This window comes from Muricomes intestini, from assembly GCF_004346165.1.
Lineage (GTDB): Bacteria > Bacillota > Clostridia > Lachnospirales > Lachnospiraceae > Muricomes > Muricomes intestini.
The window spans coordinates 33485-60484 of the sequence record NZ_SLZZ01000006.1 but is presented as its reverse complement, the minus strand read 5'-3'; the positions used below and the strand labels follow the sequence as shown (position 1 = coordinate 60484).

At 45.6% G+C, this 27000-nt stretch carries 21 protein-coding genes and 1 riboswitch; of the genes, 7 read left to right on the top strand and 14 right to left on the bottom strand.

Annotated elements, in window-relative coordinates; translation table 11 throughout:
• The 8 genes from EDD59_RS05805 to ssnA all read right to left on the bottom strand — a co-directional run bounded on the left by EDD59_RS05805 (position 1) and on the right by ssnA (position 11937).
• Positions 1-1113, bottom strand: a complete 1113-nt coding sequence (locus EDD59_RS05805; RefSeq protein WP_207670378.1) for a sulfate/molybdate ABC transporter ATP-binding protein — start codon at positions 1111-1113, stop codon at positions 1-3.
• Positions 1076-1750, bottom strand: coding sequence for a molybdate ABC transporter permease subunit (gene modB / locus EDD59_RS05800; protein WP_132379857.1), 675 nt, complete (start codon positions 1748-1750; stop codon positions 1076-1078). Before modB ends, EDD59_RS05805 begins: the two co-directional genes overlap by 38 nt.
• Positions 1751-1839: 89 nt before the next feature.
• The gene (gene modA, locus EDD59_RS05795) at positions 1840-2691 is read right to left on the bottom strand and encodes a molybdate ABC transporter substrate-binding protein (RefSeq protein WP_132379855.1); all 852 of its coding nucleotides are present in this window, start codon (positions 2689-2691) and stop codon (positions 1840-1842) included.
• A 189-nt stretch (positions 2692-2880) separates the two neighbouring features.
• Positions 2881-5436: a selenium-dependent xanthine dehydrogenase gene (gene xdh, locus EDD59_RS05790; protein ID WP_132379853.1), complete on the bottom strand. Its 2556-nt coding sequence runs from the start codon at positions 5434-5436 to the stop codon at positions 2881-2883.
• Between the two features lie 27 nt (positions 5437-5463).
• Positions 5464-6840 carry a selenium-dependent molybdenum cofactor biosynthesis protein YqeB gene (gene yqeB / locus EDD59_RS05785; RefSeq protein ID WP_132379851.1) on the bottom strand — a complete coding sequence of 459 codons (1377 nt, stop codon included), beginning with the start codon at positions 6838-6840 and terminating at the stop codon, positions 5464-5466.
• On the bottom strand, positions 6837-7592 hold the full coding sequence (gene yqeC, locus EDD59_RS05780; RefSeq protein ID WP_132379849.1) for a selenium cofactor biosynthesis protein YqeC: 756 nt from the start codon (positions 7590-7592) through the stop codon (positions 6837-6839). Before yqeC ends, yqeB begins: the two co-directional genes overlap by 4 nt.
• 6 nt (positions 7593-7598) lie before the next feature.
• A complete protein-coding gene (gene ygfK, locus EDD59_RS05775) occupies positions 7599-10592 on the bottom strand; it encodes a putative selenate reductase subunit YgfK (protein WP_132379847.1) in 2994 nt (997 codons plus the stop codon).
• Between the two features lie 13 nt (positions 10593-10605).
• Positions 10606-11937, bottom strand: coding sequence for a putative aminohydrolase SsnA (gene ssnA / locus EDD59_RS05770; protein ID WP_132379845.1), 1332 nt, complete (start codon positions 11935-11937; stop codon positions 10606-10608).
• A gap of 272 nt (positions 11938-12209) precedes the next feature.
• Here ssnA and EDD59_RS05765 point away from each other — a divergent pair, with 272 nt between their 5' ends.
• The 7 genes from EDD59_RS05765 (at position 12210) to EDD59_RS05735 (ending at position 19486) form a co-directional block, all read left to right on the top strand.
• Positions 12210-12857, top strand: coding sequence for a helix-turn-helix transcriptional regulator (locus EDD59_RS05765; protein ID WP_132379843.1), 648 nt, complete (start codon positions 12210-12212; stop codon positions 12855-12857).
• Positions 12858-12880: 23 nt separating this feature from the next.
• Positions 12881-14086, top strand: coding sequence for a diaminopropionate ammonia-lyase (gene dpaL, locus EDD59_RS05760; protein ID WP_132379841.1), 1206 nt, complete (start codon positions 12881-12883; stop codon positions 14084-14086).
• Between the two features lie 88 nt (positions 14087-14174).
• Complete coding sequence (locus EDD59_RS05755; protein WP_132379839.1) at positions 14175-15485, top strand: YgeY family selenium metabolism-linked hydrolase; 1311 nt, start codon at positions 14175-14177, stop codon at positions 15483-15485.
• A gap of 80 nt (positions 15486-15565) precedes the next feature.
• On the top strand, positions 15566-16759 hold the full coding sequence (gene ygeW, locus EDD59_RS05750; protein WP_132379837.1) for a knotted carbamoyltransferase YgeW: 1194 nt from the start codon (positions 15566-15568) through the stop codon (positions 16757-16759).
• A gap of 26 nt (positions 16760-16785) precedes the next feature.
• Positions 16786-17169: a RidA family protein gene (locus tag EDD59_RS05745; RefSeq protein WP_132379835.1), complete on the top strand. Its 384-nt coding sequence runs from the start codon at positions 16786-16788 to the stop codon at positions 17167-17169.
• Between the two features lies 1 nt (position 17170).
• Positions 17171-18118, top strand: coding sequence for a carbamate kinase (arcC, locus tag EDD59_RS05740; RefSeq protein WP_132379833.1), 948 nt, complete (start codon positions 17171-17173; stop codon positions 18116-18118).
• A gap of 12 nt (positions 18119-18130) precedes the next feature.
• A complete protein-coding gene (locus EDD59_RS05735; RefSeq protein WP_132379831.1) occupies positions 18131-19486 on the top strand; it encodes a uracil-xanthine permease family protein in 1356 nt (451 codons plus the stop codon).
• 106 nt (positions 19487-19592) lie between these two features.
• On the opposite strand, the gene xdhC is transcribed toward EDD59_RS05735, so the two are convergent.
• The 6 genes from xdhC to EDD59_RS05705 form a co-directional block, all read right to left on the bottom strand.
• Positions 19593-20087, bottom strand: coding sequence for a xanthine dehydrogenase subunit XdhC (gene xdhC / locus EDD59_RS05730; protein ID WP_132379829.1), 495 nt, complete (start codon positions 20085-20087; stop codon positions 19593-19595).
• Positions 20080-20967 carry a xanthine dehydrogenase subunit XdhB gene (xdhB, locus tag EDD59_RS05725; protein ID WP_132379827.1) on the bottom strand — a complete coding sequence of 296 codons (888 nt, stop codon included), beginning with the start codon at positions 20965-20967 and terminating at the stop codon, positions 20080-20082. The genes xdhC and xdhB overlap by 8 nt, the downstream gene beginning before the upstream one ends.
• Positions 20968-20999: 32 nt before the next feature.
• Positions 21000-23297: a xanthine dehydrogenase subunit XdhA gene (gene xdhA, locus EDD59_RS05720; RefSeq protein ID WP_132379825.1), complete on the bottom strand. Its 2298-nt coding sequence runs from the start codon at positions 23295-23297 to the stop codon at positions 21000-21002.
• Between the two features lie 22 nt (positions 23298-23319).
• The gene (locus EDD59_RS05715) at positions 23320-24600 is read right to left on the bottom strand and encodes an amidohydrolase family protein (RefSeq protein ID WP_132379823.1); all 1281 of its coding nucleotides are present in this window, start codon (positions 24598-24600) and stop codon (positions 23320-23322) included.
• 50 nt (positions 24601-24650) lie between these two features.
• A riboswitch (purine riboswitch) is annotated at positions 24651-24746 on the bottom strand.
• A gap of 121 nt (positions 24747-24867) precedes the next feature.
• Positions 24868-25362 carry a DUF2318 domain-containing protein gene (locus EDD59_RS05710; protein WP_132379821.1) on the bottom strand — a complete coding sequence of 165 codons (495 nt, stop codon included), beginning with the start codon at positions 25360-25362 and terminating at the stop codon, positions 24868-24870.
• 57 nt (positions 25363-25419) lie between these two features.
• Positions 25420-26997, bottom strand: coding sequence for an urease accessory protein UreH domain-containing protein (locus EDD59_RS05705; RefSeq protein WP_243117353.1), 1578 nt, complete (start codon positions 26995-26997; stop codon positions 25420-25422).
• Positions 26998-27000 lie beyond the last annotated feature (3 nt).

Sequence of the window (27000 nt, the reverse complement as noted above, 5' to 3'; positions counted from 1 at the left end):
TCACTCCAACAGCAGAATCTTGCTTTGATCCACCCACACTTTCTCCGGTATCTGCTCTTTTCCCCTCTCCTGCTTCATCCACATATTTCCTTTCGGATTTTCTTTGTTTTGAAACAGCAGCGTCCATTCAAAGGGTGCCTTTGTTATACCGCAGGGGAATACCGGAATAACATTTTCACGGCGCTGATCGTTCACATCTGCGGGAATGAAATCGTGGGCTCTTATTCCTATATAGGATAACTGTTTGGGTATCTCTCTGTCAATGCAAAATTCTACTCCCCAGTCAGTTGCCCGGATCGTCCGGGGTCCTACACGCTCTGCTTTGGAAATATTTTTACAGCCTGTCAGTCTTGCTGCCTGCATATACCGGGGCTGGTTAAAAAGCTTTTTTGTCTCCTCAAAAATGATGTTTGAACCCTCCCCCATAATCATGGTGTGTGAACATAATTTATAGATTTCATCTCTGTCGTGACTGACAATGACACTGCACCCGGAAAATGTCTTCAGTCTGTTATCCAGCTCTATCTGAAGCTCCTCCCTCAGATAACTGTCCATCGCCGAAAATGGCTCATCCAAAAGTAGAATGTCCGGCCGGGACACCAGTATGCGTGCCAGTGCCGTTCTCTGCTGCTGACCGCCGGAAAGCTTTACCGGATATTGATTTTCCAATCCCTGCAGCTGGAATTGTTCTATGAGATTCTTCACCTGTTCCCGGACATTTTGTTTTTCCGTCCTGTGCCGCTTATCCTTCCTTTTGGCATGGCGGATTCCTGCAGCGATATTATCCGCTACTGTCATATTAGGGAACAATGCATAATTCTGAAACAGATAACCTACTTTTCTTTTCTGGGGTGTCAGGTTGACTTTTTCGGCGCTGTCATAAAACACAGTTTTTCCTGTCTCAATCCTTCCTGTGTCCGGGGTGACAATCCCTGCGATTGTCTTCAGCGTCATGCTTTTTCCGCATCCGGAAGCCCCCAATATGCCAAGCCGGCCTTCCTCCATGGCAAAGTTCATCTGTAAATCAAAATTCTTCAGCCTTTTTCTGAAATCTACCTGTAACTTTTTCACCTGACTACCTCCGATTATACCTTTGGTATATATAAGTAACATAGTTCATACCAGTCACCACCAAAAAAGAGAGCACAACTAAAATCAGTACATACTGATATGCTCCCTGCATGTCTCCGGCTGCTACCTTAGAGTAAACGGCAAGGGGAAGTGTCTGCGTCCTTCCTGCTATATTTCCTGCAATCATAGCTGTGGCGCCAAATTCTCCAAGTCCCCTTGCAAAGGCAAGAATTCCTCCGGAGAGAATCCCCGAAAGAGCATTGGGAAATAATATTCTCCAAAATATACTCCATTCGGACATTCCCAGCGTTCTTCCTGCATAGAGCAGGTTCGGGTCAACCTGCTCAAAAGCTCCTCTTGCAGAACGGTACATCATGGGCAAGGACATTATGATAGCTGCCAATACCGTGGCAGACCATGAAAATGCAATCTTCACACCAAAAAAGTCCAGAAAGAACTTTCCAATCGGACGCTTCACTCCAAATACGTAAAGCAGGAAAAATCCTGCAACCGTAGGCGGAAGGACAAGAGGAAGGGTAAGAAGTCCATCGCAAACCATCTTTACTTTTTCATGTTTCATATTTACCACCCAGTAGGCAAAAGCTATCCCCACAAAAAACGTAAAAACAATCGCAGCCGAGGCTGTCTTCATTGATATAAGTATCGGTGAAAAATCCATCTTATCCTCCCATTTTTAATCTATTCATTTGGCATGAACCAAACAACGGGGAAACCGCAGGTTTTCAAGCTTGGCTCAGAATTATAGCCTTATTTATTCTGGATGAATCCATAATCTTCAAACACAGCAATTGCTTCACCGGTTCCAAGGAAATCTACGAATTTCTGTGCTGCTTCTTTATTCTTAGATGCTGTCACTACGCCTACCGGGTAAATTGCAGGTTCTGCAAGGCTGTCCGCCGGCGCCTCTGCTATTACTTTTACTTTATCTGTAGTTGCCGCATCTGTAGCATATACGATTCCTGCATCTGCACTTCCTTCAGCCACCTGATTCAATACTTCAGTTACGTTTGTTCCCAGACTTGCCTTTGCAGACACTTCATCCCAAAGTCCCAGGTTTGTCAGGGCTTCTTTTGAATACTGTCCTACAGGCACACTCTCAGGATCACCAAGTGCAACGGTCTGTGCTTTTGTAATATCAGTAAATTCTTTCAAATCTAATGTGGAATCAGCTGCAGTAATCAACACAATTTTGTTTTCCAGAAGATCTACGACGGTATCCTTGTCCACTAGACTTTCATCAACCAGAGTATTCATCTGCTTTGTTGCTGCTGACATAAATACATCTGCTTCAATACCTTCTTCAATCTGTGTCTGCAGTTTTCCGGAGCTGTCATAGGTTCCCGTCACTGTGATATTCGGATTCTCCTTTTCGAACATCGGGATCAGCTTGTCCTCATAAGAATACTGCAGACTTGCTGCCGCTGCAACCATCAAAGTTACCGGCTCCTCCTCTTTTGCAGACTCTGTTGTCTCCTCAGTTTTCGTTGCTTTTGTGTCATCCGCTTTGCTGTCATCCTTTTTCGCTCCACAACCTATAACAAGTGAGCCTGCCAAAACCACTGTTAATAATACACTTCCTGCCTTTTGCAATTTTCTCATCACTTCTTCTCCTTTTTGTTTAATGAATTTATTATACCTCAAGTTGTTTTCCGGCACAACTCGAAAGTAATAAAAAAAGTTAATTTTCCGGTAACTGTTCAGCCATGCAAATTTTCAGCAGCATAGGCAGGAGAAAGCTTGCTTTCGTATGCATATGCTGCCAAATACATTTTCCGAATGAAAATTTAACTATTTTTTCCTACTATAGGGGGTTCCTGTCAAGGGAAGTATTGTCTGAAATTCTCCATTCAATTTGTAGTACGCCCCTGCAACGGCCGGTGCTGTTGGAATAGATGTGATTTCTCCGATTCCTATCGCTCCGTAACCTACCTCTACGCCTGGTTTTTCTATAATAATGGGATCTAACTCCGGAACCTTATCTGCCCGGAACAAGCCTAAGGTGCCAAACCTGGATACCGGGTATCCGTCTTTAATCTCATATTTTTCTGTAAGAGCATATCCAAGACTCATAACAACGCCGCCTTCAATCTGGCCTTCTACACTGATTGGGTTAACTGCCTTTCCTACATCGTGTGCCGCAACCATTTTCTTTATGGTTCCATCCTCATTCAAGATACAGATCTGAGTTGCGTATCCATATGCCACATGAGACACTGGGTTGGGTACATCGGCACCCATTTTATCTGTCTTTGCAAGGTATTCGCCATAGAAGTCTTTTCCTTCCAGATCTTCCAGTGTATGGCTCTTAAGCTCCGCTCTCAGCAATTCTGACGCACGTTTTGCCGCCTCGCCGGTTATCAGAGTCTGGCGTGAACCAGAGGTGGTTCCTGCATCCGGTGCTTTTGCAGTATTCGGACGGCAGTATCTAATCTTGTCAATCGAAATATCCACTGTCTCCGAAACTACCTGGGTAAGAACCGTCCCCAATCCCTGTCCGATACAGGATGCGCCGGCATGGATCTGGATTTGTCCATCATGAATAAGCAGGCGGCAGCGTCCCCAGTCAGGAATTCCCACACCTACACCGGCATTTTTCATGGCGCATCCAATGCCAACATAAGGCTCACTGTCATAGATGTCTTTCACGGCTTCCAGCGTCTCCACAAATCCTGTAGAAGCATCGGCAATCTGTCCGTTGGGGAGTACCTGTCCGGGACGGACTGCATTGCGGTGGCGGATTTCCCAGGGGGAAATTCCCACCATCTGGGCCAGCAGATCCAGATTGCGCTCGGATCCGAAACAGGTTTGGGTCACACCGAAGCCTCTGTAGGCCCCTGCCGGGGGATTATTGGTATACACTGCTTTCCCGTCGATATCAATGATCTGGAAATTATAAGGTCCGGCAGCATGGGTGCAGGCTCTCTGCAAAACAGGGCCGCCAAGAGAAGCATAGGCACCTGTATCAGAAACAACAACGGCTTTCATGGCTGTCAAATATCCATTTTCATCACAGGCCGTTGTAATATCCATCCACATAGGATGACGTTTTGGATGGACTGTAATACTCTCCTGCCTGGAGAATTTTACTTTTACAATTCTTTTCGTAAGGTACGCAACCAAAGCTGCAAGATGCTGCACACTGGCATCCTCTTTTCCTCCGAATCCACCGCCTACCAGTTTATTTTCCACAATAACCTTTTCCGGCGGAAGTCCCAGCATAAGAGAACATTCATGCTGTATGTCATATGTACCCTGGTCTGTGGAATATATGAACACACCGTCATCAAAGGGCATCGCCACCGCACACTCCGGCTCCAGAAATGCATGTTCTGTCCAGGGTGTTTCATAGTGTTTCGTTACTTTATATTTAGACTTTTCTATCACTTCGTCTGCATCGCCCCGGACCAGATGCTCATGTGCCAGGACATTTCCGGTAGAATGTACTAAGGGAGCCCCTTCTTTCATGGCCTCAAATGGATCCAGTACAGGTTCAAGCACTTCATAATCCACTTTTATCAGGCTCTTTGCCTTCTCCAGAATCTCCGGTGTCTCGGCGGCAACCAGGCAGACTGCATCTCCCAGATAACGTGTCGTTTTCCCCACCGCGATCATAGTGTCCCAGTCATGCTTCAGATGGCCTACCTTTACACTACCCGGAATATCCTCCGCTGTAAAAACACCAATCACACCGTCCAGAGCCTTTGCCTCCCCCGAATGGATTGCCAGCACTTTTGCCCTGGGATATTCTGAGCGGACTGCACTCGCATGTATCATATCATCCAGATAGATGTCATCGGGATATTCACCTGTGCCCAGTACTTTCTCTTTGGCATCAATCCTTAAAATCGTATCACCTACCGCAACAACACCTTCATCTTCTTCGACAGAAAGGTTTTCCCGCATAATTTTAGCACTCAAAAGGATACCATCAATAATCTTCTTATACCCTGTACAGCGGCATATGTTATTACGAATTGCGGCAATTACCTCCAACCGTGTGGGATCAGGATTTACATCAATCAGACCTTTTGCACACATTACCATGCCCGGGATGCAAAATCCACACTGCACAGCTCCTGCCTTGCCGAAAGCATAGGAGTAAACTTCCTTTTCTCTATCGCTTAATCCTTCCACTGTTACAATTGACTTCCCCTCCAGTTTAGAAATCATGGGAATACAGGCCCTGGTTGTCTTTCCATCCACAAGGACTGTACACGTACCGCAGGCTCCCTGGCTGCAGCCGTCTTTTACGGATGTAAGGCGAAGGTCATCCCGCAGGAAACGCATGAGCTTGTTATCCTGCTCGGCCTGATAGTCCATTCCATTTACATGAACTGTAAACATTTGCTACCTCTCTTTCTTAAGCAGATTCTACTCTCTGTAATCTAAATCAGAAATATCACTTTTATAATCAATGTCATGAAGTTCTTTTGCATGAGCTTCTACGTATCGGATTTTTTCAGGGATCTCAGCCATAATTTGTTTTCCCCCGTTATCACCGGAAAGGCTCATTAGTTTTGGGAAAAACTTCCTGTCCCACAGAACGGGATTCCCCGGCCTTCCCTGATTTGCTGTGCAGATAATCTGCCCTTTGTGCAGACCGGCCGTATTCAGAAGTCTTTGTATTGTAGCCGGATGCAGCTTTGGCTGATCACATACGGAAAACAAAACTCCCTGTATATCCGGATTTTCTTCTAGGCAGGCTTTCAGTCCCATCTGAATGGAATGAGAAATTCCAAGTTCCGGCTCCAGGTTTATCACTGAGTGCATTCCCAGCTCTTCCGCTCTTTTTTCGATTTCATGGTATCCCGTTACTACGAATCTAGAAAAGTCCCAAAATCCTTCCAGGCGGGCTAATGTATGCTCATACAATGGCTTCCCTGAAACTGTGGTTAGAAGTTTATTTTCTCCTCCAAAACGCAGGCTTCTTCCTGCAGCCAATACTACGATTGCATATTTGTTTCGGATATTTTCAAAGCCTGTCACTGCTTCCAGAACTCCGCCGCCAATGGACCGTGCCTTATCAGAAATTGTAAAACAGTGAAACTTTTCACAGCGGGCATCAATATCCCCGATCTTGAGGTTCTTCCACACCTGTACACCGGGCTGCAGCATCCCCCGGACAATACCGCTCATCTGGGCATATACTTTCTGCCCCCCAGTTACAGCCACAACCTGCCCCTTTTCTACCATATCACCGATGGAGGCCACAGGCTCTATAAGTCCGTTTCCCCCGGCCCGGATAAGGCGCTCTGTTGTAAAACCTCCTATATTTCCCGGAACGCCTGTATTTGGAATAGCACTGCCGTCATACAACACCATGCCCAGTGTATGTCCCCTTTTTGTTTCCACCACACAATGGCAGTCCAGGCCCGCAGTAAATCCAGGCCCCACTCCTATGACAAAAGGAGCATCTGTCATTCTGGTTCCCAGATTTTTCTTGGCAAGAATAGCATCCACAATAACATCCGGTTTGTATTTCTGTACAATTTCTGCTTTTTCATCTACAATAATTGGAATATCTCCATCTTGTATGACTGCATTAGCTTCTTCCATAGAATGCACAAGGATTCCCGTCATATCCTCCACTTCTGCCCGCCCCTCATAGACTGCTCTGGAAAATGCAACCATTCTGCGCACAGTCAGGGGAACTGCTATCTCTGTCATTATAATTTGATGCCCGCCATGATAGAGGCGCGAGGCTATGCCGGTTGCTAGATCCCCGGCCCCTCTGATTAATATTCTCATTTTTGTGTCTGTCCTTCTCTCGATGTCACCGTCAGCTTCATTTTGCCTTTTTTCTCAGAAAATTTGCAGATAGCGAGAGCTGCTGCTTCTCTTTCAGGAATGTCTGCCTTATTTAAAACAACCTGGTATGACATAGAGGCTGTAACTCCTTTTTGTCCCGCCAGGTTGTTAAATGCCAATCTAACAATATCCTCTTCTGTAACCAGGTCGGTCTCCTTTTTTCTGAGCAGGCGTGTAGCAATGTCTGATCGAAAACATATTTCTTCAAAAGTTTTCCCTAAAGCATCCAATCCATATACATTGACTACATGTGTCGTCTCCGAAAGTATTACCGGTTCGTGATCCGCCGGGATTTTCAGCGGAAGGTGCCGGGCGCCGTCCGCCTCTATCAGAACCGGGCAGCCTAAGTTCAGGAGCTGATGCATCAGCTCCGAAGAAGGCGCCCGCATCTTTCCGGACTCATTTTGACGGCCAACCCAGACCATGCCTTCCCGCTTCAGTATCTCCCTCACTTCATCCAGAGAGGAAGTCAGCAAAAACCAGGGCTGATTCTCTGCCATCATGTGCGTCGTTGTTGTAACAATGACAGGAATCCCTTTTCGTCTGTACTCTTCCGCCGCTCTTTTGATTGTTGTTGTTTTTCCTCCTGCCCCCACTACGGAAACGACAGGATTTTTTATAGCTTCCAGCCCCAGTGCACAAAGCAGAGAGGACTGGTCTTTCAAAACGCCTTCCAGATATGATTTTATCATTGGCTCTTACATTAAATAAAATGAATAATCCTGGATTACAGTTTCCATAAGCTGCTGGAGCCCGGCAGGAAGTTTTGTCTCCTCTCCCTTTGTCCATGTAAAGATATCTCCCAGGTATCTTACCTGGCATATAAGCTTATCTGCATCCAGTACTGCAAATCCTTCATTTGTGCTGTCTTCCATATCTTTTGCTTTTGCAAAAAGGGTAAACTTATCTTTATACGGAGCGCTCAGATATGGACAGAAGCTTTCACAATTACCACACTCATTGCACATGTAATCTATGTGGATAATCTGATGCTGGAGCATTCCCGGAACCTGGATGGAAACATTTGCACGGTTTGGACATACCTCGACACAGTTTTCACAGATACTGGAGCAAGAAATACAGCGCTCTCCTTCTTCTTTTCCTGTCTGAGTAACTTTCAGGATGCCTTCCTTTGCGTAAACCTGTTCCTCCGGTGCCTGAATATGCTGGTTTTTGGAGAGAACTTTTCCGATAATGGCTTCTGCCGCCCTCTTTCCGTCGCGGATACCTTCCACAATGGTGGCCGGACCGCTGAGACCGTCGCCTGCAACATAGACACCGTCTACATTTGTCTCATTTGTCTCTTCATTTACAAGAGCTTTTCCGCGCTCATTTACGTGGATCCCATTTGCCTGGTAGAATTCTGTCTCCACTTTCTCGCCCACTGCAACGACAACTGTATCTGCCGGTACTTCCCGGGTTTCATCCGTCTCGACCACACCTCTTCTTCCGGAGGCATCATAATCCCCAAGCTTCATAACCTTGCATGTGAGAACCCCGTTTACCAGTTTGACCGGTGAGAGCAGCTCTTTAAACTCTACTCCATCTTCAAGAGCCATAATCAATTCTTCCTCGTCGGCAGGCATAAAGCGTTTTGTTCTCCTGTACACAAGAGAAGAAGTCTCCACACCTTTTGTCATCTTTGCTGCTCTTGCAGCATCCATTGCAGTATTTCCGCCGCCGATGACAACCACATGTTTTCCCGCATCAAAGTTTCCATCTGTCTCTTTAAATTTTGTAAGGAAGTCAATCGCATTTACGGTCTCGCCTTCCTCCAGCTTCAATGTACCCGGTTTAGATGCGCCGATTGCAAGGATTACGGAAGTATAGCCTTTGTCCTGTAGTTCCTTTACGCTTTCTATCCTTGTGTTGTACTGCACATCCACGCCCACAGCATCTATAATTGCCGCATCTTTGTCGATGGCTTCCTTTGTCATCCTAAATCCAGAGATAACATGGCGGGGTACACCGCCCAAAGAGTCATGCTGCTCAAACAGAGTGACTTTCATTCCTGCTCTTCTCAGGAAATATGCCGCCGCCATGCCGGCCGGACCGCCGCCCACAACTGCTGCCTTCCCTTCTTTTGTGATTGGATACGGGGTGACTTTCTTAATCCATGCATCATAGCCGTTTTCTGCCGCTACCAGTTTCACGTTCCTGATGTGTACCGGGTCCTCGTAGAAATTGCGGGTACATTTTGTCATACAATTGTGAGCACAGATTGTTCCTGTAATAAACGGCAATGGGTTTTTATCTGTAATCACCTCCATGGCCTCTTCGTACCTGCCTTCGCTTGTAAGTCTCAAATATTCCGGAATATCCTGGTTGATTGGACATCCATCCTTACAGGGAGCAATAAAGCAATCTAACAGCGGCAATTTTCTGTCTACCTTACGGGTCGGAAGAGGCTTAATTGCTTTTACATGGTAAGGATTAACCTTTGCATCTTCGGCCAGTTTCTGAGCGGCCTCTGCGCTGACACCTTCAAATGAAGCATTCTCTGTCTCTGTTTCTTTAGCAACCTGAATTATTCTTTCATACCCGCCCGGCTTGAGCACTGTAGTTGCCAGTGTAACCGGCCAGATCCCTGCATCTACAATTCCCTTAATATTGAAATAGTCCGCACCGCCTGAATAGGAAATACGAAGTTTTCCATTAAATTCTTTTGCAAGCTTTGCAGCCAGAGAAATAGACAACGGATACAGCGATTTTCCAGACATATACATCTCTTCGCTCGGCAGCTCGTTCTGCTTTACGTCTACCGGGAATGTATTTGTAATTTTAACACCAAATTCCAGATTTCTTTCTTCACAGACTTTCATGAGACGTGTCAGCATCGGCACTGCATCTTCATACTGTAAGTCATCTTTAAAATGGAAATCACCAAATGCGATATAGTCGTATCCCATCTCGTCCATTGTCTTTCTGGCAAATTCATACCCTAATAATGTAGGATTACATTTAATGAAGGTATGGAACCCTTTTTCTGTAATCAGGTACATAGCGATTTTCTCGATCTCCTGGGGAGGACATCCGTGCAGAGTAGAAATTGTCACGGAATTGCAGATATCGGACTGGATATTCTCAATATCCTCCTTCGTAACATTCTGTAACCTGTCCACATTGTCCAGCAGATACTGCCTGCAGGAGCGGAAAATTTCTGAATCTTTTGCTTCCTTCATTGTATTGAGGAAATTGTCAATCTTCTCAGACTTAATCCCTTCCAGGTCATATCCCACACTGATATTGAACTGAAACCCATCCATACTCCCAAGGCCAAATTCCTTTGAAATAACCTTCAGCAAGAACCATGCCTTGATATACTCTTCCATAGCCTGAGGAACATAAAGCTCCGTAGACCACTCACAGTTGTAACACTCGTCTACCGCTGCGATACAGGGTTTGTTTACACATGCCGCCAGTTCGGCACCGTCCATAACCTGAACAGTCTTCAGTTCAAAGAAACGGCTGCCTGTGTAGTAGGCTGCCACCACGTTTTGGGCCAACTGTGTGTGAGGGCCTGCTGCCGGCCCCACCGGTGTTTCAAGAGGACGTCCAAAGATCGTCCTGTTATACTTTTCATCTGCATGGTATGCATGATGTTCTCCAAATACCGTGCCGTGGTTCTTGTGTTCCTCTAAAATCCAATCTACCAATTGCCCGAAAGGAATCGGGGTCATAATGTCACTCATTGTGTATCCTCCTTTATCCATTTATCCTTTTTGCCAGGGCACCGGCTGCCTGTCTGCAGTCTGCCATTACTTTTGCTTCGTCAATGTGCTGCAATTCACGGTCTTTCATGAGGATTTTTCCATTGGCCACTGTAGTTACTACGTCTCTTCCATTCATACCGAACAGGATATGCCCGTTGCAGTTGTCTGCTCCAAAGGGTGTCAGCGGGTCGTAATTCATCACGATTACATCGGCTGCTGCACCTTCTTCCAGAACTCCCAGCTTCTGCTCAAAATAGCGGTTTGCAATCTGTGGATTTCCTTCAAAAAGCATCTGGGGAACCTCTGCCCATGCAGCCCCGGCATCGCATAAATGATGTTTATGAAGAATATTAGCTACCTTCCAGGACTCTATCATATCGTGGGTATACCCGTCTGTGCCGAGCCCTGTCAAAATTCCCTTGTGTACGAGTTCCATAGTCGGAGGGCAGCCGCAGGCATTGCCCATGTTGGATTCCGGGTTGTGCACTACCATAGTATTGGTATCTTTTATCAGGTCCATCTCATGCTTATTGACATAAATACAATGTCCAAGCAGAGTCTTCTCACCCAATATGTCCCAATCATACAGTCTGTCCACGATTCTTTTGCCGTAATGCTTCAGGCAGTGATGTAAATCTTCAATTCCTTCGGCAACATGAATATGGTATCCAACTCCATCCGGTTTATTCGCAGCTGCCAGCTCCATTGTCTCGTCGGAAATTGTAAACTGGGCGTGCATTCCCATCATGCCGGCAATCATTCCGGTGTTATCTTTTAATGCGTGCTTAATGAATTCTGCGTTCTCTATAACAGAATCTTTTGCTTTTTCCTTGCCGTCCCTGTCAGAAACCTCGTAGCACAGGCAGGAGCGCACTCCTGTCTCTTTTGCCGCCTTTTCAATGTGGAACAGAGAATCTCGGATGGCGCCAAAGCTTGCATGGTGATCAAAAATTGTTGTCACACCGTTCTTAATGCAGTCGATATACGTTGCCATAGCACTTAAGTATGTGTCCTCCAATGTAAGATTCCTGTCAATTGTCCACCATTGCCCATCCAAGATTTCTAAAAAGCCATCCGGGGAGTATCCTTTAATAGAAAGTCCCCTTGCAAAAGCGCTGTAAATATGCTCGTGGGTGTTAATAAATGCAGGCATGATCAGTTTTCCCTTCACATCCATAAATTCTGCGCGGGGATAAGCTGCCCGGACATCATCCAGGCTCCCCACCTTCTTAATCGTTGCCCCATCAATGGCTACTGCGCCGTTTTCCAGATACGGATTTTTGACATCTCTTGTAATTACCCTGCCATTCCCTAAAATCAGCATAATTTCTTCCTCCTTTTCTTTAGGTTGTCCAACTAGATACCCGCGTATGTGCTGCGCATTTTTAGACTCTTTGAACGACTCTTTTATATTTATAAATATACAATAACATTAATATAACTGGATTGCAATATTTATTCTAAAAAAAAATTAGGTTGCCTAAAAATTTTTTAGAAAAAGTATTGATTTAATTTTTTTTTAATGATATCATGCTTTTAGAAGCAAAAAGTTTTCAGGAAATATCCTGGAGTCCACATACGAAGGAGGCGAACATTTTGGGCCGCAGACTAGATTTATTAAAACAGCTTGCCCACGGACTTGCCGTGCAATTCGGGAGCTCATGTGAGATTGTCATTCATGATTTAACAAGAAAAGAGTTGGAACATTCTGTTGTTTACATTGAAAACGGATACATTTCCAACAGAAAGCCGGGTGACGGGCCTTCCAGTGTTGTTCTGGAGACATTAAGCCGGGAGCCCTCAAAGATTCAGGACCGTCTTTCCTATCTCACTAAGACAGAGGACGGACGGATTTTAAAGTCCAGTACAATGTACATCCGGGGGGATGACAATCGTATCGCCTACATTTTTTCTCTGAACTACGATATCACAGCACTGCTCACTGCCCAGACTGCTATTGGGTCATTAACCGACACAGAACCGGAAAAGGAATCCGAATCCGGAACCCGTCAGCCACAAAAAATCACCCACAATGTAAATGAGTTATTAGACATGTTGATTGAACAGGCTCTGGCTCTGGTCGGCAAACCCGTTGCCCTGATGAATAAGGATGACAAGGTGGCAGTCGTACATTATTTAAATGACGCAGGTGCTTTCTTGATTACCAAGTCCGGGGACAAGATTGCTTCACTTTTAGGTATTTCAAAATTTACACTTTACAGTTACATGGACGCAGGCAAGTAGTACAAAAAGGAGGTTTTTAACACATGGAAACAATCAAATGGGCAGTAAACCATATGCCCAAAACAGAGGATTCACAGCTTAAGGTTATGGCACTTGATGAGGTGGAAAAAGCAAGAGCTTTCCACGAGAGTTTTCCTCAGTACAGCATTACTCCCCTTGTTAAGCTTGACAAGATGGCCGGGAGACTCGGACTAAAGGAAGTATATGTAAAAGATGAGTCTTACAGATTCGGTCTAAACGCTTTCAAGGTACTGGGAGGTTCTTTTGCAATGGCCCGCTACATTGCACAGCAGGTAGGCAAGGACGTTTCTGAGCTTCCTTACAACGTACTGACTTCTGATGAACTGAGAAAGACTTTTGGACAGGCAACCTTCTTCACAGCTACAGATGGAAATCACGGACGCGGTGTTGCATGGGCTGCCAACAAATTGGGACAGAAATGTGTAGTTCTGATGCCAAAGGGAACAACACAGACCCGTCTGAACAACATTCTTGCAGAAGGTGCCCAGGCAACCATCGAAGAATATAATTACGACGAATGTGTACGTATGGCCAACGATCTGGCTAATAAAACAGAGCATGGAATTATGGTACAGGATACTGCATGGGACGGATACGAAGAAATCCCGGCATGGATTATGCAGGGATATGGAACAATGGCCAGCGAAGCTAACGAACAATTGGATGACTTTGGCTGCGAGAGGCCCACTCACGTATTTATCCAGGCAGGTGTAGGCTCTCTTGCCGGAGCAGTGCAAGGTTACTTTGCGAACCGCTATCCTGAGAATCCGCCGAAAGTGATTGTTGTCGAAGCAGAGGCTGCCGCATGTCTCTACAAAGGCGCTGCTTTAGGCACCGGAGAACTTCAGATTGTAGACGGAGACATGGTTACTATCATGGCAGGTCTTGCATGCGGCGAACCTAATACTATTTCATGGGATATTTTAAAGAACCATGTAGATTCATTCGTGGCTGCACCGGATTGGGTGGCTGCAAGAGGAATGCGTATGCTGGCGGCTCCGGTAAAGGGTGATTCACCTGTTACATCGGGAGAATCAGGTGCAGCGCCATTCGGTGCGCTCTCATGTATTATGTGCATGGATGAGTACAAAGAGTTAAGAGAGCATCTTGGACTGGACGAAAGTTCCAAAGTACTGCTCTTCTCTACTGAGGGAGATACAGACCCAGAGAGATATGAATCTATTGTCTGGGGTGGAAACAGCCGTTAACCAATCCATGTAAAGACAATTTTTACCTATATTTATGTATAAGTTAGAAGAAACTTGTAAACCTAATTTTTTAAAAGGAGAGATTATTATGGATTTTAACAAAATCAAAGAAGCTGCTCAGGGTTATCAGGCAGACATGACAAAATTCCTCAGGGATATTGTTAAAAACCCAGGCGAGAGCTGTGATGAAAAGTCTCACATCGACCGCATTGCAGAAGAGATGAGAAAAGTCGGATTTGATAAAGTAGAAATTGATCCTCAGGGAAATGTTCTCGGATACATGGGAACAGGCGAAAAGCTTATCGGATTTGACGCTCATATCGACACTGTAGGTATCGGCAATATCGAGAACTGGTCCTTTGATCCATATGAAGGCTATGAAAATGAGGAAGAAATAGGCGGACGTGGGGTTTCTGACCAGTGCGGCGGTATTGTTTCCGCAGTATACGGGGCAAAGATCATGAAGGACCTGGGATTGTTAGGTGACAAGTACACAGTTCTCGTAACAGGAACTGTTCAGGAAGAAGACTGTGATGGCCTCTGCTGGCAGTACATCATCAATGAGGATAAGGTTCGTCCTGAGTTTGTAGTATCTACAGAGCCTACAGACGGCGGAATCTACCGCGGACAGCGCGGACGTATGGAAATCCGCATCGATGTGAAGGGTGTTTCCTGTCACGGATCTGCACCAGAACGCGGTGACAATGCAATTTACAAGATGGCCGATATTCTCCAGGATGTCCGTGCGTTAAATGAAAATGATGCGGCAGACGACAAAGAAGTAAAAGGTCTTGTAAAAATGCTGGATGAGAAATATAATTCTGAATACAAAGAGGCAAACTTCCTTGGAAGAGGAACTGTTACTACTTCCGAAATCTTCTTTACATCACCAAGCCGCTGTGCAGTTGCCGATTCATGCTCAGTATCACTTGACCGCCGTATGACAGCAGGTGAAACATGGGAAAGCTGCCTGGATGAAATCCGTGCACTTCCAAGTGTAAAGAAATATGGAGATGACGTAAAAGTTTCCATGTACAACTATGACCGTCCTTCTTACACAGGGCTCTCCTATCCGATTGAATGTTACTTCCCCACATGGGTAATTCCGGAGGATCACAAAGTAACAAAAGCACTGGAAGAAGCTTATAAGAACCTTTACGGTGAAACAAGAATCGGAAACACAGAGACTGAAAGCATGAGAAAAGCACGTCCTCTGACAGACAAATGGACATTCTCCACAAACGGTGTGTCCATCATGGGAAGAAATGGAATTCCATGTATCGGATTCGGACCCGGAGCAGAAGCTCAGGCACATGCACCAAATGAAAAGACATGGAAGGCTGACCTTGTAGTATGTGCTGCTGTATATGCCGCACTGCCCACAATGTATTGTAAATAAAAGGGGACATAAAAGGGGACTGACCCTTTTGCGGCCCATTTTCAGAATATTCAAACAACACAATTAGGAGGATTTTTAGTATGAAAACATTACAGGACTATATCGACAAACTGAATGCCCTGAACTTCAAAGAAATGTACAACGGAGATTTTTTCCTGACATGGGAAAAGACAGATGACGAATTGGAAGCTGTCTTCACAGTTGCCGATGCACTCCGCTTCATGAGAGAAAATAACATTTCCACAAAAGTATTTGAGAGCGGCCTTGGAATTTCTCTGTTCCGTGACAATTCCACACGTACACGTTTCTCTTTCGCTTCCGCATGTAACCTGTTAGGACTTGAGGTACAGGATCTGGATGAGGGAAAATCTCAGGTAGCTCACGGCGAGACTGTCCGTGAGACTGCTAACATGATTTCTTTCATGGCCGATGTTATTGGTATCCGTGATGATATGTACATTGGAAAAGGGAATGCTTACATGCATGAAGTTGTTGACTCTGTAACACAGGGAAACAAAGACGGTATTTTGGAGCAGAAGCCAACTCTTGTAAACCTGCAGTGCGATATTGACCACCCGACCCAGGCTATGGCTGATATGCTTCACATTATCCATGAGTTCGGCGGTGTTGATAATCTAAAAGGAAAGAAGCTGGCTATGACATGGGCTTACTCTCCTTCTTATGGAAAACCACTGTCAGTTCCACAGGGTGTTATCGGTCTGATGACCCGTTTCGGAATGGATGTTGTGCTGGCTCATCCTGAAGGATACGAAGTATTTGAGGATGTAGAAAAAGTTGCTGCTGAAAATGCCAAGAAATCAGGCGGCTCATTTACAAAGACAAACGACATGGCAGAAGCCTTCAAAGATGCTGATATTGTATATCCAAAGAGCTGGGCTCCCTTTGCTGCTATGGAAAAACGTACAGAGCTTTACGGAAATGGTGACACTGAAGGAATCAATGCCCTGGAAAAGGAACTGCTTGCTCAGAACGCAGAGCATAAAGATTGGGCTTGTACAGAAGAACTTATGTCCACAACAAAGGAGGGAAAAGCTCTCTACCTGCACTGCCTGCCTGCCGACATCACAGGCGTAAGCTGTGAGACAGGTGAAGTTGATGCAAGCGTATTTGACCGCTACAGGGATCCTCTGTACAAAGAAGCAAGCTTCAAACCATACATCATCGCAGCTATGATCTTCCTTGCAAAATTCGCAGATCCTGCTGAAGTATTAAAAAAACTGGAAGAAAAGAAAACTCCAAGAGTTTTCGAGTAATCAATAGGTATCAGGAGGTAAATACTATGTTGAAATATGTTGATACTAAAAATGCACCCGCTGCTATCGGTCCTTATTCCCAGGGAATCATTGCAAATGATATTGCTTTCTTCTCTGGTCAAATTCCGCTTTCACCGGAAACCGGTGAGGTTGTCGGAACAACCATCGAGGAACAGGCAGAACAGATTATGAAAAATGTTGCTGCTCTTTTGGAGAGCCAGGGAGCTGATTTCAAAGATGTTGTAAAGACAACCTGCTTCCTTGCAGATATGGAAGATTTCGCTGCATTTAATGATGTCTACGCAAAATATTTTGTCGGAAAGCCGGGACGTTCCTGCGTTGCTGTAAAAGGACTGCCAAAGGGAGTTCTCTGCGAAGTAGAAGCTATTGCCTATGTCGGAGGAAAATAAAATGACAAAGAAAAAAAGAATCGTCATTGCTCTGGGCGGAAACGCCCTGGGCAATACGCTTCCAGAGCAGATGGCTGCAGTAAAAATTACGGCCCGCGCTATCGTGGATCTGATTGAAGAAGGCTGTGAAGTTGTAGTTGCTCACGGAAACGGTCCCCAGGTCGGAATGGTAAATAATGCAATGATCGCGCTGACTCACGAAGAACCGGAGCAGCCAAATACACCACTTTCTGTCTGTGTCGCGATGAGCCAGGCGTATATTGGCTATGACCTGCAGAACGCCCTGCGCGAAGAGCTTCTGAACAGAAACATTACAGACATTCCTGTAGCTACTATGATTACACAGGTGCGTGTGGATGAAAATGACCCTGCCTTTAAGACTCCTACCAAGCCCATCGGCAAGTTTCTGACAAAAGAACAGGCTGATGAGATGGCTGCGAAATATAACTATATCATGAAAGAAGATGCGGGACGCGGTTACCGCCGTGTAGTATCTTCTCCAAAACCACAGGAAATCGTAGAAATCGGTACTATCCGCACTATGGTAGACTCCGGTGATCTGGTAATCGCCTGCGGCGGCGGAGGAATTCCGGTTGTTCGTCAGGGAAATCACTTAAGAGGTGCCAGTGCCGTTATCGACAAAGATTTCGCAAGCAGCCTGTTGGCAAAGGAGTTGGATGCAGATTTCCTGATTATTCTGACCGCAGTTGAAAAAGTTGCAATTAATTATGGAAAGCCGGATGAAAAATGGCTGGATAGTATCACTATAGAAGAGGCAAAGCAATATATGTCCGAAGGGCATTTTGCTCCGGGCTCCATGCTGCCTAAAGTACAGGCTGCAGTAGAATTTGCTGAATCTGCACCGGAACGTCAAGCCCTGATTACTTTACTTGAAAAAGCAAAAGACGGAATTCTGGGAAAAACAGGCACCAGAATTAGTCAGACTTAAACGGAGGCACACATGAAAAAAGATGTAAAACACGCTAGTGTATTTCAAATGAGCGGAGTTCCTTCCTTGGGGGAAGCTCTTCCTCTTGCTTTCCAGCACGTTGTTGCTGCGATTATTGGTATTGTAACCCCTGCTATTATTGTAGCAGCAACTGCCGGAATTTCTGAGGCCGACAGTGTCAAGTTGATTCAGGCGGCACTGGTCGTATCCGCGCTTTCTACACTGCTTCAGCTTTTTCCATTTATCAGAGTTAAAGGAGTTGGCATCGGTGCCGGTCTTCCGGTTATCATGGGTATCAGCTTTGCTTACCTGCCAAGTATGCAGGCCATTGCCGAAGGTTTCGACATTCCCACTATATTGGGAGCCCAGATCGTAGGCGGCTGCATGGCAATCATTGTTGGTTTGTTTATTAAAAAAATTCGTAAGTTTTTCCCTCCGCTGATTGCGGGAACTGTAGTGTTCACCATCGGCCTTTCTCTATATCCGACTGCTATTAATTATATGGCAGGAGGCGCAGGGCGGCCGGACTATGGTTCATGGAAAAACTGGCTGGTTGCAATTATCACACTTGTCATCGTGACAGCACTTAATCATTTTGGAAAAGGGCTCTGGAAACTGGCATCCATCCTGATTGGTATTATCGGTGGATATGTTGTTGCGTTATTCTTCGGCATGGTGGACTTCAGCCCCGTTGCCCAGGCATCAGTTTTCCAGATTACTGCACCCTTACATTTTGGGGTAAAATTTGAGATTTCTTCCAGTATCGCAATCGGTCTGCTGTTTGTCGTGAACTCTGTACAGGCTATCGGAGACTTCTCTGCTACAACAAGCGGTGGTCTTGACCGTATGCCTACAGACAATGAACTGCAGGGAGGTATCATTGGATACGGAATTAGCAATATTCTGGGAGCTCTCATGGGGGGACTTCCCACAGCAACTTACAGCCAGAACGTAGGTATTGTTGCCACAACAAAGGTTGTAAACCGCTGTGTACTTGGCCTGGCAGCTGTTATTCTGCTGGTTGCCGGACTGATTCCAAAGTTTTCATCGCTGCTGACCACAATTCCATACTGTGTCCTCGGCGGAGCAACTGTATCTGTCTTTGCATCTATTGCCATGACAGGAATGAAGCTGATTAACACCGAAAAGATGTCTTATAGAAACACTTCTGTCGTAGGACTCGGCGTTGCATTAGGAATGGGTATTACACAGGCAAGCGGTTCCCTTGCATCTTTCCCGGATTGGTTTACCACAATATTCGGGAAATCACCTGTTGTAGTTGCTACATTGGTTGCTATATTGTTGAATATTATCCTTCCGAAGGATAAAGAAACGGTGCCGGAAACTGCATCTGATGAACAAGCATAAGTATCATACAACAAAAAGGATGAATCTATAAGCCAGGATTCATCCTTTTTATTTGTGCGGGTAACGAGCGAAACTCACAAAGTATGTTTCGTCTCGTTTACCGCTCCTATAATTCCTTTCCCAGTCGCCGATACATTGTCTTTTCCACAGCATTTAATATATTCTGGTATCCGGTACACCTGCACAGATGACCTGCCAGGAGCTTTCTCAGCTCTTCTCTGGTATACTCCTTACCGGATTCCAATATCTCCACTGCGCTCATGATTACACCCGGCGTACAAAAACCGCACTGTACCGCCGCCTCATCGATAAATGCCTGTTGAATATCCGACAGCTCTCCGTCCGGTCCCAGCAGCCCCTCAAGGGTGTGTATTTCCTTTCCGTCTGCCCACACAGCTAGGTAAATACAGGAATTATAACATTCTCCGTCAATAATCACATTACAGGCGCCGCACTCTCCCACCTCACAGCCCTTTTTCACGCTGGTCAGCCGATAGTCATTTCTCAGCATATCTGTCAGTGATGCACGGACATCCACCATGGCTTCTCTCTTCTCACCGTTAATGACACACCTTACCAGCTTATACTGCTTTTCACTCATGGATCACACCTCCTGCCAGTAAAATAGCTTCTTTCAATGCCCGTCTGCACAGCACCTTTGCAATATGTTCCCTGAAAGCCTTGCTTGCTCTCCAGCTGTCACGGGGGGTGATGTCCTCCAAGACCTTATTTCCCACTCTTTCGAGGACAGCCTCACTTATTTCCAGCCCTCTTCCCTCTGCTTCCGCATGTTCTGCGCGCAGGGGAATCGGTCCCGCTACCCCATATGCAATTCTAACATCCTCAAGATGCCGCTTATCTTTAGAAAGCTTTACATTTACAGAACATCCAAGGGTTGCAATATCCATCGCCTCCCGCATGGCATACTTGATATAATGTCCGAAATATCCCTCATAAGATTTCTTGGGAAGCAAAATACCCGTCTGCATCTCAGCAGGCTTTAAATCTACTTTTCCAGCCTTAATATAGAACTCCTGAATCGGAATTCTACGAATTCCTTCAGGTCCTGTAATCTCAATCACAGCATCCCATGCAAATAATGTGGAAGCTGAATCTGCGGAGGTCACACCGTTACAGGTGTTCCCGCCTATTGTGCCGATATTTCGTATCTGGGGGCCTCCTACCATATCCACTGCTTCGCCCAGTACATTGATATATTTCTGAATAACTGGGTCTTTTGTAATATGTGAAAAGCTGGTCAGAGAACCAATCCGTATAGTCCCGTCCTCCTCCATTGTCACCCCGCGCAGTTCCTCCAGCCCATAAATGCTCACCAGTTCAACCCCTGCACGTTTTCCTTCACGCATCTGAATCAGAACGTCACTTCCGCCGGCAATAATCTGGGCCTGGGGATGTTCCTGCAGTAACTGTACCGCATGTGGCACGCTCGTAGCTTCATATAATGCTTTCATGTCATACATGTCTTAAATCCTCCCTTTCATAAAACCCTTGATTATATCAGTCCTTCTTCTTTGAACCGGCAGAATAATACGTGTGGTGTCAGCGGAATTTCATCTATTGCCACTCCTGTCGCCTGCAGCACCGCGTTGCGGATAGCCGGAGCTACCGAGCATACCGGCGGCTCCCCTAATGATTTCGTTCCATATGCACTGGTGGGCTCATAATTTTCCACAAAATCTCCCTCCAATTCCGGGTGATCCATAAAAGTAGACAACTTATAATCCAGAAGATTATCATTCAAAGGCTTCCCGGTTTTCTCATCAAAGAGCAGCTTTTCTGACATTCCATATCCGATGCCCATACTCATGCCTCCGTGTACCTGCGCCTCCGCCAGCTGGGGATTAATTAGCTTGCCGCAGTCATGTACATTCACAATTTTCTTCAGTACGGCCCGGCACGCCAAAATATCCACTTCCACCTCGGCAAAGGTACACCCGAAAGAATATGCATTTGTCTTTGCCTGATATGTACTCTCTGCAGTGAGATGTCCATTGTTTGTCAGGCTGTAGAGCTTTTCCTCGGCCAGATCTGCCAGGCTCATCAGAATTTCTTTGTCTCCCTCTCGTATGATTTTTCCGTCAATGATGTCCAAACTTTCTTTCGTATGCCTTGTCAAATCCTGAGCTGTATCCAATATATGACTCTTTAAAAGGGATGCCGTCTGCTTTATAGAAAATCCCGCCATGTAGGTCTGGCGTGAGGCATAAGCGCCTGTACCAAATGGTGTAATATCTGTATCCTGTACCGTCATTACGTGCACCTTTTCAAATGCAATGCCCAGGGTCTCTGCAGCCATCTGTGCAAACACTGTGTCGGCTCCCTGGCCGATTTCCGTTTCCGCCACCTGTACCTGAATAGAGCCATCCTGATTCAGCACCATCCGGCAGGACGAAGTCTCCAGAGAAATAGGCCATACACCAGTATTATACCAGAATGCGGCAACTCCGATACCTTTTCTCACATCCCCTGTCTGATTTGCATATTCCTTTACCTTTCGGTCATAATCAATATGGGCCTTCCCCTTCTCCATACACTGGTGAAATGTATCAAAATAGTTTACATTCTTTGAGAATCCATCTGCATAGCCCTTTGGCATCAAATATTTCCACCGGAATTCGTAAGGTGAGATTCCCAATGCTTTTGCCACATCATCTATATGGGACTCCCCTGCAAACATAGCCTGAGGAATGCCGTATCCCCGCATGGCCCCTGCCACGCTCTTATTTGTAAATACTGTATAGGCATCTCCCTCTACATTTGAACATGGGTACAATTGAGGAAAGGCTCCCATTCCCTTTGCTGCGATACCATGTCCGTGGGAAGCATATGCCCCCTGGTCGGAGAAACATTCGATTTTCCGAGCTGCAAAGCTTCCGTCCGGACGGACATAAGATATAATGTGGGTCCGTATCGCATGGCGCACTCTTGTGCTCGCAAAAGTCTCCTCCCGGGAATTATCCAGTTTCACCAGCCTTCCCCCCACTACTGTACTTAAATACGCGCAAAGAGGTTCATAGAGAATATCCTGTTTGTTTCCAAATCCGCCTCCTATGTAAGGCTTTATCACTCTCACATCACCCCAGGGGATTCCAAGTGCCTGCCCCACAATCCTCCGGCAGATATGGGGAATCTGAGTGGACGAAACAACCACAATCCTTCCCTGCTCCATGTAAGCATAACAGATAAAGTTTTCAATGTGGCAGTGCTGAACCGTGGGTGTGTCATACCAGCCCTCAACCTTGATCAGTCCCGGTTCCTTCTTTGCCTCTTCATAGTTTCCGTTTCGTATGGTGGTATGATTCAATATATTTCCGGGATAGTTCTCATGAATCAGCGGAGCGTCCTCTTTCATAGCCTCCTGGACATCCAGCACAAAGGGAAGCTCCTCATACTCTACATTTATTGCCCGCAGCGCCTGAGCCGCCGCAACATCGTTCTCGGCAACTACTGCTGCCACATCATCACCATAGAATCTTACCTTGTCTGTCAAAAGCAGCCGGTCTGCCACATCCTGATGAGCCGGTTCTGTGGACCAGGGATGCCCTGCCGTAGGAAAATAATATTTGGGGACATCAAAGCATGTCACTACTTTTACCACCCCCGGAATACTCTCCGCCTCTTTTGTATCAACGGACTTTACAGTCCCGTGGGCAATCGTAGAATGCAAAATCTTTGCCACATAAGCACTCTTGTCGCATAAATCGTCTGTATATTTTGCACGTCCTGTTACCTTTTCAAAAGCATCCACACGCTTTACACTTTTGCCTACTACATGCTCTTTTCCATTCATGTCTCCGCCTCCATATCCTATTTTAAAACAATCTGTTCCCACTTACATATTTTGCAAAAATCTCTCTGTCATCTGACAAATAAATCATCCGTTCAAGACGTTCTTTCACCCCCAGAGACTGTGGATGCCTCAATCTGCTGTCATCCAGAATCACCGCATCCACCTCATAGCCCGGCTGAAAACTCCCTGCCTTTCCGAAAAATGCACCGCCGCCTTTTGTGGCCATATAAAATACTTCTTCCACCGTCAAGGGTTTAAGAGAATTGTCCTGAAGCCGCCACCTAAGCTTTGATGCCTGGATGGCGTGAGCCATAGCTGTAAAAATATTCTCCGTGGAGCCCCCCGCCACATCACTTCCTATGCCAACATGGAGTCCTTCATCAAGAAATGTTCTGACCGGAGCCACACCGGAGGAGATATTCATGTTTGATTCAGGGCAATGAGCGATAAATACACCATTTTCTTTCATTCTGGCAATTTCTTCTTCACCGGAATAGACGCAGTGTGCCATAATCGAAGATGTATCCACTCCAAACAAGCCAAACTTATCATAGGCGTCCCCATAAAATTCAGACCAGGGGCACAGGTCTTTTACCCATGCAATCTCGCCGGGGTTTTCTGATAAATGAGACTGCAGCGGCAGTTCGTAGCGCATCTGAATCATCTTCAGCTTTTCCATCAGCTCATCTGTACAACTGGGAATAAAACGAGGCGTCAGAATCGGCCGTGTGTGCCTATACTTCTTATACAGCACATCTTTAACCCATTCAATCGTTTCTGACGCTGATTCTTCTGCCGAAGCCTCCCTTATATAATCCGGGCAGTTTCTGTCCATATTGACCTTCCCCACCATTGTCTCAAGGCCGGCTTTCTCCAACATATCCATCAGCAGAAGGGTTGACTTTCTGTGCACTGTAGCAAAAATGCAGGCCCTCGTTGTGGCACCCTTTCGCAGATTCTCCACGAAAATCTCATGGGCGCGCTTGGCATATTCCAGATCCTTAAATTTGGCCTCCTCCGGAAATGTGTTTGTCTCCAGCCATTCCAGAAGCTCCATATCCATTCCAAGTCCCCGGTAGGAATACTGAGGCGCGTGTACATGCAAATCCACAAGTCCGGGGATAATAAGGCGGTTCTCATAATCCTCAATAGGAAGTCCCCCATATTCAAAAGGCAGTGTCCGGTATACTCCTTTCACTTTTCCCGCTTCACAGACCAGATACCCATGTTCACATATCTCCAGCTCATTCAAACTTTTACTATATACAATATTTCCCTTTAAAATAGAAATAGATTCATACATCAGATAACCTCCCTCTCGCATCCTTGCGTTATATAAGCACTGCAAAGAAATTACCCTTTGCAGATACTTATAGTCAACTATTCCGGTAGTTGGTAGAGACGTCCATCCGATTATGAACCTATATAAGCACTACTTCATTTTATTTGTAACCGTTCAGAACCAAGTAGCGGGGAAACTCTAGGTTTTCGAGCTTGCTTCTGAATAATTACCAACATTTTAATTTATAACATCCTAACACTTTAAAAAATTACTGTCAACTTGCATTTACTAATAACTTGCTTTCCAGTTTTCAAAAGTCTGTGTTGCTTCCTTTAGAAAATCATAGTTGATTGTAACCGAGTCCGCTGTTTCGGTTTTATCTTCTGAGAAAATGGGAAGCGGGTTGCAGCCGCCGGAAAGGACTTCTACCTGTTCCACCGTAAATTGATTTCCGCAGTTCTGACAAACCAATTTATCCCCAACCTGCTTATAGTAGCCTCTCCCTGAACTGTAGCAGACCTGGCAGGTGTTAAAAGCAGTACGAATGTTTCCTTCCTCATCTTTTACTGCAAGTATTTCCATATCGATCCCGTCCACTGTTACGGGATAAAACTTCACCGTCCCCGACAGTTCATTTACAGGAATCACCAGATTGCTTTCCGCTGCAATTTCCTGCACTATTGTCTCTGCCTGGTCTGAGTCATCTCCTTTGGCGCATCCTGCAAGGGCAAATGCCAAAACAAGACAAAGCATAAGAACTGTTCTTTTAATTTTATTGCTCATCTGTTTAATTCTCCTCCTTATTAAAAAATAGCGTGTACCCAAATAGACTATACCATTTTATGTTTCACTGCTGTCTGTGACAACAATGTTTCCGCGAATCATGCCCATCCAACAGCTGTATGGGTAGGTTCCTGATTCGGTAGGAGTGAATTCTATGACATTCTCTCCCTCCTGAAAATCATATTCGATGGAATATTCTGAAATCAACATTTTGTAATTACAGCCGTTGATACTTCCGGTTGGAGCATTAATTGTCCATTTGACCGGTGTGTTTGTCTGCACCGTAATATTCGGGTAGCTGCCGGGTAAAAGGGTACTGTTTATAACCTGTTTTCCGTCGATTATCTGGATATCAGTATCGTCTGCCCCCTGCTCTTTGCCCGCAGCAGAATTATCTGAGGATGCTGTAACCTCATCTGATAAAGCAGCAGCTGTTCCTGCTTCATTCAGATTGCCGCCCATCTGCAGATTCATGAAACTAAAAGCCGCGGCCGCAAGAACAGCCGTAACACCTGATGTTTTGACGGAACTGTTCCGCATGGGAATGCTGACAATAACGCCGACTGTGCAGAGAACAATGACCAGAAAGAATAATTCTTTTGGCAATATGAGCCCAGATAAGGCTCCTCCCTGCGAAAGCATTGCAAGGCCAAGAACTACTACCAGAACTGCACCTACATTCATTACTTTCCCGGTAAATTTTTTCCCGAGGGCCGATACACCAAAACCAAGTCCCAGCATCAGCGGCACAGTACCAAGACTGAATATAAACATGGACAATGCTCCTGTAAACGGGTTTCCCGCTGCCAACGCTACAATCTGCATGGACTGCAGGGGACCGCAGGGCATCAGCCCATTGAGCAGGCCCACAATCAGGGGACGTTTACTTTTACCTTTCTGTGTACCTATTTTTGCAACAAGGAATCTTGGCATCCGTGGATTAAATCTGCGGAGCCATGGGAAGATGCCGAGCATGTTGATTCCCATGATCACCATAAATACTCCCGCAATCAGTTTCAGAATACCTTGTAGAAAAACTGGCAGACCCGCAGAGGAGCCTCCACCAAGAAGCATGCCTATTCCGCCCAGAAGAAATCCAATAACCGTGTAAGAAATCACTCTTCCCAAATTGTATAAAAACGCGGGAGCAAATGTAGAAAATTTACTTTCCCCGGTTCCTTCCAGTGTATCCTGTGGAAGGCACTGGGAAAGATTAATACCTCCGCACATGGCAATACAATGAACGGATGTAATAAGCCCAATCACAAACAGCATCCCATATCCCATTTTTGTATCCGCCAACTGACCAGGAACAAGCAGGTTGAGGATATTGAATTTCTGAAGCAGCATATACAGACCAATAATAATAAGCAGAGCGAGGATAGTCTTTAAAATATCTTCATTTGTCTGCCTGCTGTTTTTTTGAACCTTATACCCCAGCTTTTCTATAACTCTGCAAATATCTTTCATAGATATTACATCAGAATCAAACATAATATCTGCCGTTCCTTTGCTGTAACTGACGTTGACTTTTTTAATGCCCGCTGTGTTTTTCAATTTTCTCTGGATAGTATTCTGACAGTTGACACAGCTCATCCCGCGGATGTGCAGCTCTCTTTTCATTATTCCTGACACAAT

Bases quoted from the DNA above. Each gene is read 5' to 3' on its own strand.
- EDD59_RS05805 (WP_207670378.1), bottom strand. From the start codon at position 1,113: ATGTTACTTATATATACCAAAGGTATAATCGGAGGTAGTCAGGTGAAA.
- modB (WP_132379857.1), bottom strand. From the start codon at position 1,750: ATGGATTTTTCACCGATACTTATATCAATGAAGACAGCCTCGGCTGCG.
- modA (WP_132379855.1), bottom strand. From the start codon at position 2,691: ATGAGAAAATTGCAAAAGGCAGGAAGTGTATTATTAACAGTGGTTTTG.
- xdh (WP_132379853.1), bottom strand. From the start codon at position 5,436: ATGTTTACAGTTCATGTAAATGGAATGGACTATCAGGCCGAGCAGGAT.
- yqeB (WP_132379851.1), bottom strand. From the start codon at position 6,840: ATGAGAATATTAATCAGAGGGGCCGGGGATCTAGCAACCGGCATAGCC.
- yqeC (WP_132379849.1), bottom strand. From the start codon at position 7,592: ATGATAAAATCATATCTGGAAGGCGTTTTGAAAGACCAGTCCTCTCTG.
- ygfK (WP_132379847.1), bottom strand. From the start codon at position 10,592: ATGAGTGACATTATGACCCCGATTCCTTTCGGGCAATTGGTAGATTGG.
- ssnA (WP_132379845.1), bottom strand. From the start codon at position 11,937: ATGCTGATTTTAGGGAATGGCAGGGTAATTACAAGAGATGTCAAAAAT.
- dpaL (WP_132379841.1), top strand. From the start codon at position 12,881: ATGGAAACAATCAAATGGGCAGTAAACCATATGCCCAAAACAGAGGAT.
- EDD59_RS05755 (WP_132379839.1), top strand. From the start codon at position 14,175: ATGGATTTTAACAAAATCAAAGAAGCTGCTCAGGGTTATCAGGCAGAC.
- ygeW (WP_132379837.1), top strand. From the start codon at position 15,566: ATGAAAACATTACAGGACTATATCGACAAACTGAATGCCCTGAACTTC.
- EDD59_RS05745 (WP_132379835.1), top strand. From the start codon at position 16,786: ATGTTGAAATATGTTGATACTAAAAATGCACCCGCTGCTATCGGTCCT.
- arcC (WP_132379833.1), top strand. From the start codon at position 17,171: ATGACAAAGAAAAAAAGAATCGTCATTGCTCTGGGCGGAAACGCCCTG.
- EDD59_RS05735 (WP_132379831.1), top strand. From the start codon at position 18,131: ATGAAAAAAGATGTAAAACACGCTAGTGTATTTCAAATGAGCGGAGTT.
- xdhC (WP_132379829.1), bottom strand. From the start codon at position 20,087: ATGAGTGAAAAGCAGTATAAGCTGGTAAGGTGTGTCATTAACGGTGAG.
- xdhB (WP_132379827.1), bottom strand. From the start codon at position 20,967: ATGTATGACATGAAAGCATTATATGAAGCTACGAGCGTGCCACATGCG.
- xdhA (WP_132379825.1), bottom strand. From the start codon at position 23,297: ATGAATGGAAAAGAGCATGTAGTAGGCAAAAGTGTAAAGCGTGTGGAT.
- EDD59_RS05715 (WP_132379823.1), bottom strand. From the start codon at position 24,600: ATGTATGAATCTATTTCTATTTTAAAGGGAAATATTGTATATAGTAAA.
- EDD59_RS05710 (WP_132379821.1), bottom strand. From the start codon at position 25,362: ATGAGCAATAAAATTAAAAGAACAGTTCTTATGCTTTGTCTTGTTTTG.